We start from the raw sequence: 12,746 nt of genomic DNA, 5'->3' as shown, positions 1-12,746 counted from the left end.
AGCCAACCGCCGCTAAATACGAGGCGCGCTCGGCCTGCTCCTGCTGTTTACGCATTCAGCCCTCAGCAAAGGAGTATCCGGGTGTCAGACAACACCTCTCCACACGGTCCCAGCGCTTCGCTGCGTACCGACACCTTCACCTGCGTCCGCTGCGGCCTCGTCGTCACGACGCTCGCGCCCGACAACAGCTGGCGTAACCACTGCCCGAGCTGCCTGAACTCCAGGCACACCCACGATCATGTCGAGGGTGGCACCTCCGACTGCCGAGCCAGGATGGCGCCGCTGTCGATCGCGGTACTGCGCAGCGGCGAATGGGCCGTGGTACATCGTTGCACCCGCTGTCAGGAACTGGCGCTGCACCCCGTGTGCGGCGACGACAACCAGCTCATCCTGATGCGCATGGCGGTCCGTCCGCTTGCCGAACCACCCTTCCCGCTCGAAGTTTTCGGCGACCTGTAGGGGGTGCGACATGCCACGGAGAAAACCGGCGGCCCGCCGCCCCCAGCGCGCCAAGGACGTATTGCACGGGCGCGCAGGCGAATCCGGCGACGCGTTCCGCTGCGTCGGGTGCCGGATGGACGTGCCGATCAGCGCACCGGGCACCGCCCACCGCAACCATTGCCCGCACTGCCTGGCCAGCCGCCACGTGGACCGGCGCGTCCCCGGCGACCGGGCCGAAACGTGCCGCGGACGGATGGTCGCGGTGAGCATGTCCGCACGCGACGACGGCGAATGGCTACTGGTGCATCAATGTCTCGCGTGTGCGGCGGTGAAGGCGAACCGCATCGCGGGCGACGACAACGCGCTTGCCCTGATGCGAATCGCGTTGCGCCCGTTGGCCGATCCGCGCATCGGTCGGCGCGCGCTGCTTTCCCTGTGAGCTGGGCCGGTGTCTACGGTAGAACGCGCGGTAGACACCGGCTAGTCCGCGATCGACTGCACCTCGGTCCGCAACGCGCGGCGTAACCGTGCCGCTTCGGCGTCGAGTGCCCCGGCCTGTAGGTAGGCGGCGGTGGTTTCGGCAAGGAGAGTGGCCCAGCGGGTGACGCGTTCGGTACGGCGGGTGACCTCGCGTTCGGCGGCGTCGAGTGCGGCTTCATCAGCGCTTTGCGCCGCCTCCGCCGCGGCGGCCCGCGCCTCGCGCAACTTCTGTTCCGCTCGGAACTGGAGTTCGCGGCAGTGGTCCGGGTCGAAGACTTCGGCTCGGATGTCGGCGGCCTCGCCCTCGAGATCGGTGATGCGGGCCAGCCGTGGGTCGGCCCGATCGATCGTTTCCTCGGGCAGCCACTCCTGCTCCTCGGTGGATTCCCATGGCAGCGCGAAACTTTCGTCGTCCATGGCCTTCCGCTCGAGGTAGCGCCGGTGGTCTTCCTCGGCCCATTCGAGGTATTCGCGGTACTCGATCATGTCCTTGTCGGTGATCGGCCGGTGCCGCGGGTGCGCCGTCATCGATATCGCCACGCTGCCGTCGGAATAGCGCAGGATCACCGATACCACGGTGACCGGCCGCGGTTCCGGCCGATCTTCGACCCGCGCCATCATCACCTCGTAGCGGTGCTCCTCCACGGCCCGGTCGCACGCCTGCTCGAACAACCCGCAGGCGATCTCGTAGTGCTGGCTCGCGGTGCTGCCGGTCAGCGGATGCGATTCCCCTAGGCGGTTCTCCCCCGATTCGACGGTGGTGCCGTCATGGATCACCTCCCAGGTATAGGACTCGGCGAGGTCGGACGCGCCCGGCGGCGCGTCGGTGGTATCGGTGGCTTCCTGCACAATCCGCTCCCATCTCGTGGCCGAGCAATGGCGGAGGCGCCCCGGCGCGCCGGTCCCGCACGCCTATGCTTCTCCTTCCGAGCCGAGCACGCCAGCGGCAAATTCGAGGGACTCGCGCTAGGGAAAGCCGAATCACCCACCGGTATGCGGCGCCGAGGTTCGTGGAAAGGTGAGGCGAAAGAGCGCGCCGCCGCCAGGTGCGGTTTCGGCGGTTACCTTGGCACCGTGCAGGTCTGCTACTTGCTCGACGATGGCCAATCCGAGGCCGTGGCCGGGTTTGCCGCGTGCGGTGGTGGATCGGTAGAAGCGGTCGAAGATGTGGGGTAGGTCTTCGGCGGGTATGCCGGGACCGTGGTCGCGGACCGTCAGTTCGTTCTGATGCAGTGCGACGCGGATGACACCATCGGCTGGGCTGAACTTCGCCGCGTTGTCCAGTAGGTTGGTGACAGCTCGGCTGAGCCGGGCGGCGGCGCCGTTGACTGTGAACGGTTCGAGCTCAGACTCTAATGTCAATGTGGGCCAATGGTTCTCGGCCCTACGAAGGCAATCCAGGACAAGTGTGTCCAGACGCAGATCCTCGAACGATTCTGGTACGGCGGCCGGGTCGTCGGCGCGGGCGAGGTCGATGAGGTCGGTGACGAGTCCGGACAGTTCCTCGGACTGAGTCCGTAAGGCGGACGCTGTTTCATCGAGTTGCGCCGGAGTGAGGCGGGCGGCTCGGCGAAGCAGGTCGATATTGGTGTGCAGCGCGGTCAGCGGCGTGCGGAGTTCATGCGAAGCATCGGCGATCAGGCGGTGCTGGGCGGCGCGGGCGTTCCGCTCGGCGGTCAGCGCCTGGTCTAGTTCATCGAGCATGGTATTGAAACTGCGTGCCAGGCTTCGCATTTCGTCAGGGCCGGGGACCGTGATGTGGTGCCGCGGGTCGCGAGTACGGGCGATCCGCTCGGCGGCCGCGGTCAGCGTACTGACCGGGGCGACAGCGCGGCGGGCGACCGCGAATCCCGCCACGACGGCGAGCAGGGCGCCGACCGCCGCCGTGGCCAGCAGTGCGTAGGCGACACGGCGCAGGCTGGTGTCGACCGGGTCGGAGCGCTGCGCGATCTGCACCGCGGCGCCGGAACGCAGTGGCGCGGTGTACATCCGGAGCGGATAGCCGTCGAGGCGGATATCGCTGAAGTAAGCCGGTCGAGTGCCCGCCGCGACCTCTTCGGTGGCGGCGTCGACCGGGAGGGGCTGGTTCGGGTCGTGCTCGGATTCGATGTGCCCGTCGGCGGCCACGACCTGGACACAGCTCGGCGCGGTCAGATACCGGCATGGCCCGGAGGCGGTGGCGACGTCGGCGTCTGTGGCGATGGTGCGGCTGATCCGGGTGGCTTCCCGGCGCAGTCCGAGGTCGAGGGAGCTGTCGAGTTGATGAGCGACCACGGCGTAGGCCGCCACACCCATGCCCGCGAGCGCAAGGGCGATGGCGACCACGCAGAACAGCGCGATCCGCGCGCGCAGCGAGCCGGGCAACCTCACGGCGGAGCCAGCCGGTAGCCGATGCCACGAAGCGTGTGGATCAGTCGCGGTTCCCGCTCGGCTTCGAGCTTGCGGCGCAGGTAGCGGATGTAGACCTCGAGCGAGTTCGAGGTGGAGCCGAGCCCGGTCCCCCACACCCGTTCGATCAAAGTCTCCCTCGGCAGCGCCTGGCCCTCGTTGCGCAGCAGCACCTCGAGCAACGCGAACTCGGTGCGGCTGAGTTCGACGAGGCGGTGCCGCGGCGGACCTCGTGGGCGGTGGTGTCCATGACGAGATCCGCGCAGGACAGGACAGCGCCGTCGTCGGGGTAGGTGCGCCGGACGAGGGCGCGCACGCGAGCCAGGAGTTCATCCAGGTCGAACGGTTTGACGAGATAGTCGTCCGCACCGGCGTCGAGGCCGTCGACCCGGTCGGCTACCGCGTCGCGCGCGGTGAGCATCAGGATCGGGGTGCGGTCGCCGCGCGCCCGCAACCGCTTGCACGCGGTCAGTCCGTCCATGAACGGCATCAGCACGTCCAGCAGCACGACCTCCGGCTGCCACCGCTGGATCTCGGCGAGCGCCGCGGCCCCGTCGCCCGCCGCGCGGGTCTCGTAACCTTCGCTGTCCATCGCGCGGACCAGCGCCTCCCGGACCGCGTCCTCGTCGTCGACCACCAACACCCGCATCTTCGGAGATGATACGGACCGCATCCCCGCAGGCCCGGGACCCGGCGACGTCTCATCGAACTCTCATCCGGGCGCGGAAACGTGCCGGGCATGAGACGTCGCAGCATCGAGCGCACCCACCGCAGGATCGCGGCCGGGGCCACCCTCACCACCGTATTGCTGATCGCGGGACTGACCGTCACGGCATGTGACAGTGACACCGACGCCACCCGACCGGTGCAGCGTGGAGACCACGTCCTGGTCCCGATCGGTGGCGGGCAGGCGGACGTGGACACGGCGTCGCTGTCGATCACCGGCAGCACCGATGACGGCGGGCGGGTCACGATCTCCGACCGTGCTGTCGACGGGCTCGGTGCGGCGGGCCCGATCCGGATCATCGGCGACCAAGCGACCTGGACCTACCCGGACAAGGGACTCACCGTCTCCGCCGACACCGCGGACGGCCGCCTCCGGATCGTCCTGCGCAGCGACCGCGACGAGCGGCTGGCCTGGCCGGTGACCGGCACCGATCCCGCCACCGTCGCACTACAGATCCCGCGCGGCGAGGGACTGTCGCTGCCCGTCGGCGACCCGTTCTGGAACTCCCCCGAGGCCACACTCATCGACAATCCCCTCGACCTCACCTCCGGCCTGACCATGCCGTTCTGGAGCTACCGCATCGGTGACCGAGGCGTGAGCTACATCGCGCCGACCGATCTCGGCACCACCCTCACCGTGACCTCCACGGACGGAAAACTGCGGGCAACCGCCGAACACGAATTCGCTGCCAGAGCCGACACCCGTGACTACGCGGTCACCTTCGCCCTGACCGACGCCGCACCCGTCGCCGCGGCCAAGGACTATCGCGCCTGGTTGCGCCAGCACGGCCGGTTCCGTTCGCTGGACGACAAGATCCGCGAGAATCCGTCGATCTCCCAGTTGCTCGGCGCTTTTCATGCCTACCTCTGGGGTGACGGGCGCACCCCGGAGGCAATCGGGAAGATGCGCGAACTAGGACTCAGCCGCATGTGGCTCGGCTACGACTCCGGCGACGACCCGATGAGCCGCGCCGCCGTCGACGCCGCGAAACAAGCCGGATACCTTGCCGGACCCTATGATTCGTACGCGAACGCGCAAGCTCCGGCCACCGCCGACAACCCGAGCTCCCGCTGGCCGGGTGGGGTTTGGCCGACCGGCTGCGTGCACGACGCCGACGGCAAGCCGGAGACCGGCTTCGGCAATCGCGGCTGCTACCTCAGTTCCCAAGCACTGGCACAGAATCCGCGCCTACTCGACGACAGATACGCGAGCATCACCGCCAACGGCGCGAACACTTACTTCCTCGACGTCGATGCCGCGGGCGAATTCTTCGACGACTACAGCCCCGGGCACCCGATGAATCAGCAGCAGGACCGCGACAATCGGCTCGCCCGCATGCGCAAGCTGTCCGAAGAGCGCAAGCAGGTGCTCGGATCGGAATCCGCGGGCGCGTGGGCGAGCACCGTGCTCGCCTATAGCCACGGCTCCCAGACGCCGGTTTCGGACCTGCTGTGGAAGGCGGAGCGGGACAAGCAAAACTGGGGTGGCTGGGCACCGGCGCGGGCCCCGCGGACCTTCTTCCAACCGGCCGAACTACCCGCGGCCGCGGCCGAGGCCATGTTCGATCCGGCCTACCGGGTGCCATTGTACGAGACCGTCCTGCACGATTCGGTGATCAACCTCGACCGCTGGGAGCTCCCGTACTACAAACTCCCCCAACACCAAACAATGCGGGCGCTGACCGCGATACTGAACAACACACCCCTCAACCTGGTGCTCGATCAAGAACAGCTCAGCGTGCACGGTGCCGAAATCGCCCGGCTCCAACAGTATTTCGCTCCCCTGCACGAGGCAGCGGGCACCACGCCGATGTCCGACTTCCAGTGGCTCACCCCAGATCATCTGGTGCAGCGCACCGTATTCGGCGACGGCAAGCTGACCGTCACCGCCAATTTCGGCACCCGGTCCTACGGCGACCTCCCGGCAGGCTGCGTCGATGCCCAACTCGCACAGGATGCCACGCCACGGCGGCTCTGCCCGGGCAGATAGCCGCCGTGCCGAGAGCACCGGTGCGGTTCGACCGGTTACTCCCCCTCCGGCACGCCGAGCACCGACCTGCCGATCTCGCCCGCGATCACCTCGGTCGAGTACGCCATCAACTGCCCGGCCTCGGCGTCGCGCAGGTGACGTTGGATGGGTGACTGTTTGAGGTAGCCGGAGGCACCGCCCACCCGCACACCCAGCTGCGCGACGTCCACCGCGACCTTGTTCGCGAGGTACTTGGCCCGGGACAGGTCGGGAAAGAAGCTCGGCATCCCGTTGTCCGCCTCCCACAGCGCGCGCTCGTACAAGGCGTGGGCGGCCGCCAGTCGGATCTGCACGTCGGCGACCTCGTGCTGCACCCACTGCTGGTGCGACAGCGGCTTGCCCAGAATCTCCCGCGACTGTGCGTGCTCGACCAGCGCGGCGAGCGCCGCGTCGGCAATGCCGAGCGAGATCGCCGGGAGTCCGGCCGGGATCACCGCGAAATCGCCGAACCCCGGTGCCCTGCCACGGTATTCGGCGCGCAGCAGAGTGTTGTCGAAGGACAGCAGCTGGCTGCGCGTCGCCCGCAGGCCGAGCGTGTCCCAGATCGGGATGGTCGAGACCGTCTCGTCGGGGACGACACCGAAGAACGCGGGCACGTCATCCACGCGCGCGTTCACCAGCAGGTACTGGGCGATCTCGCAGCCGGAGACGAACCGCTTCGCGCCGGTGAGCGACCAGCCGCCCGCGACCGGAACGGCGTCCTGCTGGGGATTGAGAAACCGGTTCCCACTGGCCGGTTCGGACAGTGCGTTGGCGAATCGCTTGCCCGCCAGGAACTCGTCGGCGAAGAACGAGCCGAGCGTCTCGCTGGTGAATTCCGCCAGCGCGACCCCCGCTCCGGCATGCATTGTCCAGATCGTCGCCGTCGACGGGTCGGCCTCGGCGAGAACACAAACCAGGTGCCCGAACGCCGCGTAACTCAACCCGAGCCCGCCTACCCGCTCGGGTAACACCGCCCGATCGACATCCGCGTCGTGTAGCGCCCGCAGATGTTCTACCGCGATCTCGGCCCGCTCGTCGTAGTCGGCCGCGACGGCACGAAACCCCGCCGCCAACTCGGTGACTCGATCGAGCACCTTGCGCTCGACCTCGCGGATCGGAACAGGAAACTGGGCAGTCGTCACGAAAGGCTCTCTGGTCGAAGAAGTTCGGGTGACAGCACGGTCGCCGGGCAACTCGCCGACCCAGGGTACGCAGAACCCGCGCCCGCCGAGGTGCGAACGGACAAGCCTGCTGCCACAGCCCAAACCACCGCGTGCCGCGCTATTCCACCGCCGGACGGCCGGTTCCCGTGCGCCGCAAGCCTTTGTAGTCGTAGAAGCGGGTGATCACGGTGCCGAGGACGAGGCCGATGACCAGGCCGAGTGCCGCCATCCAAACACCTCTGGTGAGACCGGCCGGACCGCTGGCGTCGAAGTAGAGAATCGACCGCACGCCGAGGAACACCTGATGCATCGGTTCGAAGGAGGCCAGCCAGTCGAAGTATTTCGGCGTCGCCTCGATCGGCACGGTACCGCCGGACGAGGGCAGGCCGAGAATGATGAACAGGATCAGGTTCACCAGCAGGCCCGCCGAGCCGACGGCGGCGAGCACCGACAGGCCCGTGATGCCGACGGCGATAATGGCGAAGGCGCTGAAGAGGAACAGGCCCAGCGGATGGTCGATCGGCATGCCGAGCGCCTTCGCGACCAGAAGGAACACTCCCGCAACGACATTCGCGGTCACCACCATCACGCCCCACTTGATCAACAGGGTATGGAATCGCGAAATGGGTGTCGGCGGGAAGTGCACGAACCAGGGCCCGTACTCGGTGGGCACAAAGCCGAGCTGGGCATCGATCATCGTATGAATGGTCATCGAGCCGACCAGCCCGGCCAGCAGAAGCAGCAGCGCGTAGAAGAACGCGGTAAGACCCTGGCCGGTGCCGCTCGGCAGCGGATGAAACGGTTCGACGACGATCTGCAGCGGTTCGGCGAGCGCCACCCGGGTGGCTCCGCTCAGCTCGGGGGCGGGCGGCCCACCGGGCGGCGGCGTCAACTGAGTCTTCACCTGCTCGCTGAGCTGCGCGCCGACCTGCTTGTTCACCTGGTCCAGCGCTTCGGTGCCGATCCGGTTGACGATCTCGGTGACGAAGGCGCCGCTGCGCGGATTGGTCTGCAAGGTGATGATCGGACGTTCGATGTCACCGGGGATCACGCTGCCGACGCCGAGGATCCCCAGCCGTTTGCTGAAGTCGCTCGGAATCACGATCGTTCCGTACACCTTGTTGTCCTGCATTCGCAGCGACGCCTCGTTCACGGCAACGATCTGCAGGTCGATCTTGTCCGCGGGGATGGCCTTCTTCAGCCCTTCGGTCACCTGGTCGCCGAAGTTGACGCGCTGCTCCTGCCCCGGCGCGCCGAGGGTTTCGCCGACGTCCTGATTGACCAGGGCAATCGGAAAGTCGTGCATGTTCTCTTCCGGATCGACCACATAGTCGAGATACATCGTGCCGAGCAGAGCCATGAACACAGCCAGGATCGCCACCGGCACGAGCCACATGCGCAGCCCGAGGCGACGGTCCGATCGACCCGTTTCCGTGCTGTCGGTAGTCACGGTCTCGGACGGTAGCAGCTGATCGGACGGGGATTCGGGAGCTTCGCCGGGCCGGTTGCCACAAGTATGCGAAGACGGTACGACTCATACCGGCACGCCTCCACCAGGCACCTACCCGCCCCCGCGCTGAGTCGACCGCAAGTCGAGGCGGCGCATCACCCGGTCGACCAGGTCCGGCGGCACACCCGGTTCCCGTCGCGCGGCCATGGCCTCGTTGCGCCCGGCGGCCAGCACTTCCTGATCGATCCGGCTGAGCTTGCGGTTGAGCGGATAGCTCCGGTCGGCGGCCGCCGCGACCTCGTCGGCCGCTTCGGGATCGGCTCGGGCGAGCCGTCTTTCGATACCGACGTGCAACCGGTCGTAGACCTCGTCGGGGAGGTTCTCGGTGCGCGCTACCTCTTGCAGACGCGTGAGTTCCGCGCGCAGGATGCGGGCCCACAACCGCCGCTCCATGCTTCGCTCGGCTTCGGTGTCGACGCGAACCCCCGTCGCGCGCACCACGAGCGACAGCGTCGGCCCCTGGATCAGCAGGGTGAACAGCACCAAGGCGAAGGCGGTGAACAGGATTCCGCTGCGCCACGGGAACGGTGCGCCCGACTCGGTGGTCAGCGGCACGGCCAAGGCCAGCGCGACCGTGGCCACGCCGCGCTGGCCCGCCCACCAGGTGACGATGGTCTCCCGCCAGGTGTACGGCTCGTCGGCCTCGCTGCGCCGCCACCAGGGACCCAACAGCGCCCAGGTCGCCATCAACCAGATGAGCCGGATGCCGACGACGGCGCCGATCACCGCGGCCGAGACGCCGAGGAAGCGCGGCCAATCCGGGCCAGCGTCGCGCAGCACGGTGGCCAGCTCCAAGCCGATCAGACCGAAAGCACTTCCGGTGACCAGCATTTCGACGATCGTCCAGAACGAGTCGCCGACCAACCGATAGTCGCTGCCGCCGAAATCGGTGGCCGCTTCGGTCAGATACAGCGCGGACACCAGCACCGCGAGCACCGCCGACCCGGCCAAGGCGTCGGCCAGCCGGTAGGCCGCGAACGGCAGCGCCAGGCCGAGCGCCACCTGCCAGGCGGCCTCGTCCAGCCGCCGCATCAGCCAGCTGCCGCCCCAGCCGAACACCAACCCGACCGCACCACCCACCACCGCGGACAACACGAAATCCTGCGCCGCCGACCACGCGGAGAACCGGCCGGTGACCACCGCCTGCACCGCGATGCCGGACAGTACGATCGCGGTGACATCGTTGAACAACCCCTCCCCTTCCAGCACCGCGACCAGCCTGCGCGGCAGCCCGAGCCGACCGGCCAGCGCGCCGACGGCGACCGGGTCCGGCGGCGCGACCAGCGCACCCAGCACGAACGCGACCGCGAGCGGCACCGCCGGATGCCACAGATGCACCACCACCGCGACCACTACCGCGGTGGCGACCACCAGCCCGACCGCCTGCAGCGCGATCGCGATCCAGTTCCGCGCGAACGTCCGCCACGAGGTGCGCCGGGCCGCAGCGTACAGCAGTGGCGGAAGCAGCAGCGGCAGAATCAGATCCGGCGCCACCCGCACCTCGGGCACCGCCGGGATCAAGGCGAGCACGCAACCGAACACCGTCATCAGGACGGCCGGGGCGACGCCCAGCCGCCGACCGAGCGGCTGGGCGAGGATCGTGCCGAACAGCACGAGAAACGGCAGCTCCAGATGATTCACGCCAACGCAGTCTGCTGCGCGGGCCTGAGAATCACCGAAGCCCCCGCTGATGATCTTGCCGCAGTTTCGCGCAGTCGACTACCCGCGGTGAGATGCCCGCCCTCGGCTCAGGGTTGGACGCTGCCCGCCGCGGTCTCGATGAGCTCGGTTCATCCGCGTGACCCTCTCACGCTGTCCAGCCGCGCCTTTCAATGCCGATATGGGGACGCCCCGCAACGCTGGCGCAAGCTGACAGTGCGGTGAACCAGATGTCCGGTGGACGTCCGAGCCACCGCCGTTTGGGTGCGCGACACCGCGGCAATCTGGTGCTTACGACGCAGTTCCCTGAGGTGGTGAAAGGAGAGTCCGATGATTATCGGGATGGTTAGCCACTGGGTTCGTTTGATGCTCGATGTGATCGGCATTTGACCCGGCGAGGCAATCACGTGCTAGTGCGCGGAGACCCGCGGGACCGCTCGGTCTCGCGGTGTCTCCAGCCACGCCCACGAATTCGCAGGACGCGTACGACCTCGATCGATGGGTAATCTAGCGCCATGGACGCAGACTCGGTGACCGTCGGCGTCGAGGAAGAATTTCTCCTCGCCGATCCCGAAACCGGTGCACCCGTCGCGAAGAATGTCGAGGTCGCCCGGACCGCCGCCGAGCTCGGCGTCGATCTCCAACTCGAACTCACTCGATGCCAGGTGGAGACCAGTACCGGCGTCCACACCAATTCGACGGAATTGGCGCGGGAACTGCGTGACCTGCGATGCAGTATTGCCACCTGTGCCGAGAAGAACGGCGCCCAGCTGCTCGCGGTGGCCATTCCACCGACCGTGCCGGACAAGTTCCCGGTCACCGATACGCCGCGTTATCAGCGGATCGCCGAATCCTTCGGCATGCTCGCCCACGAGCAAGGGCTGTGTGGCTGCCATGTCCACGTCGCGGTGCCGGACCGCGACACCGCCTTGCAGGTGAGCAACTTCCTGCGACCATGGTTGCCGCTCTTCTTGGCGCTGACGGCGAACTCGGCGATCTACCGCGGCGCCGACACCGGCTATGCCAGTTGGCGCAGCATCCTGTGGCGGCGCTGGCCCAGCGCGGGCCCGCCGCCGTATTTCGAATCGTCGCACGACTATGACGCCATGGTCGCGATGATGCTGTCGAGCGGCAGCATCCTCGACAAGAAGATGGTGTATTGGGATGTCCGGCCCTCGTCGACCTTTCCCACCGTGGAGATCCGGGTCAGCGACGTACCCGCCACGGTCGAGGAGACCGTGCTGCTCGCCACGCTGGTCCGGGCGACGGTGATGACGGCTCGAATGTCATTGGCGCAGAACAATTCCGCGCCAGCAGTCGGCGCCGAGTTGGTGCGGGCGGCGTATTGGAAGGCGGCGCGCACCGGACTCGACGGCGACGCGGTGGACCCGAGGTGCGGACGCATCGTGCCGGTGCGGGACATGATCGCCGAGCTCATCGAATACGTGGGTCCGGCACTCGACGAGCTCGGTGACCGGCAACTCGTCACCGACTCCCTCGCCGCGATTCTGGCCCGGGGCAACGGAGCTATCCGGCAGCTCGCGGCTTTTCGAGCCCGCCGCAACGTCGACGATGTCATTGCGGAGCTGGCGGCAGCCACCTTGGAAGGCTGCCGCTGACCCCGCGGCTACAGCCACAGGAAACCGCTACAGCCACATGAGACAGAAGATGTGGCCCACCGGATCCGCATAGACTCGGAATTGATCATTGTCGTTGGCTTGCACCAGCTTTGCGCCGAGGGCTAGTGCCTCGGGTTCGGCTTCCTCGATATCGTCGACCAGCACATCGAAGTGAATCTGCTGGGACGCTTCGGGATCCGGGAAGTGCGGCGGCTTGTACTCGGGCGATTTCTGAAAGACCAAGCGCCTGCCGTCCGGGTCGACGGTGACGACCCAGGTGTCGTCCTCGTCGTCGGTCACTTCGGCGCCGAGCAGCCCGACGTAGAATTCGGCGAGCTTACGCGGCTCCGGGCAATCCAGCACCACGCTGCGCAGACGTCCGACAGAGCTGCCTGATGTCATGGGAAACCTCCTTCGATCGGCACCCTCGTCGGCTACCCGGCGCAGACGACTGGCAAACAAGCGCCAATTCGTCGACCTGGGCAGCGGATTGCCGACCGCCGACAACGTGCGCCCGGTCGCGCAGCGCTACGCAACCGACGCCACAGTGGCCTATGTCGACAATGACCCGATCGTGCTCGCGCACGGCCGCGCACTGCTGGCCACCGACCACAAAACCACCGTCATCCAGGCCGATCTCCGCGATCCGCGTTCGATCCGCGAGAACCCCAGGTGGTCAAGATGATCGATTTCGACCACCCGGTCGCCGTCATCTTCAGCGCCATCCTGGCGGGCTTGGCACGCAAGGC

The 12,746-nt window shown here is 67.5% G+C and carries 11 protein-coding genes and 1 pseudogene; 5 read left to right on the top strand and 7 right to left on the bottom strand.

Translation table 11 applies throughout. From position 1 onward, the window contains the following. Nucleotides 1–81: 81 nt before the first annotated feature. Nucleotides 82–459, top strand: coding sequence for an RNHCP domain-containing protein (locus ACFK0J_RS17695; protein WP_378741602.1), 378 nt, complete (start codon nucleotides 82–84; stop codon nucleotides 457–459). A 10-nt stretch (nucleotides 460–469) separates the two neighbouring features. Then, nucleotides 470–880: an RNHCP domain-containing protein gene (locus ACFK0J_RS17690; RefSeq protein WP_378741601.1), complete on the top strand. Its 411-nt coding sequence runs from the start codon at nucleotides 470–472 to the stop codon at nucleotides 878–880. A gap of 41 nt (nucleotides 881–921) precedes the next feature. On the opposite strand, the gene ACFK0J_RS17685 is transcribed toward ACFK0J_RS17690, so the two are convergent. The 3 genes and pseudogenes from ACFK0J_RS17685 to ACFK0J_RS17675 all read right to left on the bottom strand — a co-directional run bounded on the left by ACFK0J_RS17685 (nucleotide 922) and on the right by ACFK0J_RS17675 (nucleotide 3,958). Further along, nucleotides 922–1,770 carry a hypothetical protein gene (locus ACFK0J_RS17685; protein ID WP_378741600.1) on the bottom strand — a complete coding sequence of 283 codons (849 nt, stop codon included), beginning with the start codon at nucleotides 1,768–1,770 and terminating at the stop codon, nucleotides 922–924. A gap of 132 nt (nucleotides 1,771–1,902) precedes the next feature. Beyond that, the gene (locus ACFK0J_RS17680) at nucleotides 1,903–3,291 is read right to left on the bottom strand and encodes an ATP-binding protein (RefSeq protein WP_378741599.1); all 1,389 of its coding nucleotides are present in this window, start codon (nucleotides 3,289–3,291) and stop codon (nucleotides 1,903–1,905) included. Next, nucleotides 3,288–3,958: pseudogene (locus tag ACFK0J_RS17675) on the bottom strand (response regulator transcription factor). The gene ACFK0J_RS17680 and the pseudogene ACFK0J_RS17675 overlap by 4 nt, the downstream one beginning before the upstream one ends. A 90-nt stretch (nucleotides 3,959–4,048) precedes the next feature. Here ACFK0J_RS17675 and ACFK0J_RS17670 point away from each other — a divergent pair. Then, entirely contained in the window at nucleotides 4,049–6,025 is a 1,977-nt protein-coding gene (locus ACFK0J_RS17670) for a glycoside hydrolase (RefSeq protein WP_378741597.1), read from the top strand. A gap of 35 nt (nucleotides 6,026–6,060) precedes the next feature. On the opposite strand, the gene ACFK0J_RS17665 is transcribed toward ACFK0J_RS17670, so the two are convergent. From ACFK0J_RS17665 to ACFK0J_RS17655, 3 genes are all read right to left on the bottom strand, one after another. After that, nucleotides 6,061–7,188 (bottom strand): acyl-CoA dehydrogenase family protein, encoded by a 1,128-nt coding sequence (locus tag ACFK0J_RS17665; RefSeq protein WP_378741595.1) that lies wholly within the window; start codon nucleotides 7,186–7,188, stop codon nucleotides 6,061–6,063. Between the two features lie 139 nt (nucleotides 7,189–7,327). Continuing rightward, nucleotides 7,328–8,605 carry a YhgE/Pip domain-containing protein gene (locus ACFK0J_RS17660; RefSeq protein WP_378742883.1) on the bottom strand — a complete coding sequence of 426 codons (1,278 nt, stop codon included), beginning with the start codon at nucleotides 8,603–8,605 and terminating at the stop codon, nucleotides 7,328–7,330. Nucleotides 8,606–8,770: 165 nt separating this feature from the next. Continuing rightward, nucleotides 8,771–10,360, bottom strand: a complete 1,590-nt coding sequence (locus tag ACFK0J_RS17655) for a Na+/H+ antiporter (protein ID WP_378741593.1) — start codon at nucleotides 10,358–10,360, stop codon at nucleotides 8,771–8,773. 533 nt (nucleotides 10,361–10,893) lie between these two features. Between ACFK0J_RS17655 and ACFK0J_RS17650 the strand changes: the two genes are divergently transcribed. Then, nucleotides 10,894–11,997 carry a glutamate--cysteine ligase gene (locus ACFK0J_RS17650; RefSeq protein ID WP_378741591.1) on the top strand — a complete coding sequence of 368 codons (1,104 nt, stop codon included), beginning with the start codon at nucleotides 10,894–10,896 and terminating at the stop codon, nucleotides 11,995–11,997. Nucleotides 11,998–12,024: 27 nt separating this feature from the next. On the opposite strand, the gene ACFK0J_RS17645 is transcribed toward ACFK0J_RS17650, so the two are convergent. After that, a complete protein-coding gene (locus tag ACFK0J_RS17645; protein WP_378741589.1) occupies nucleotides 12,025–12,399 on the bottom strand; it encodes a VOC family protein in 375 nt (124 codons plus the stop codon). Here ACFK0J_RS17645 and ACFK0J_RS17640 point away from each other — a divergent pair. Then, nucleotides 12,398–12,682, top strand: a complete 285-nt coding sequence (locus ACFK0J_RS17640; protein WP_378741587.1) for an SAM-dependent methyltransferase — start codon at nucleotides 12,398–12,400, stop codon at nucleotides 12,680–12,682. The two genes, ACFK0J_RS17645 and ACFK0J_RS17640, sit on opposite strands and share 2 nt — an antisense overlap. Nucleotides 12,683–12,746 lie beyond the last annotated feature (64 nt).

Origin of the sequence: Nocardia brasiliensis (assembly GCF_042691675.1) — a bacterium.
In the GTDB taxonomy this organism is placed as follows: domain Bacteria; phylum Actinomycetota; class Actinomycetes; order Mycobacteriales; family Mycobacteriaceae; genus Nocardia; species Nocardia brasiliensis_D.
The sequence above is the reverse complement of the archived record's forward strand: the minus strand, read 5'-3'. Positions and strand labels throughout refer to the sequence as shown.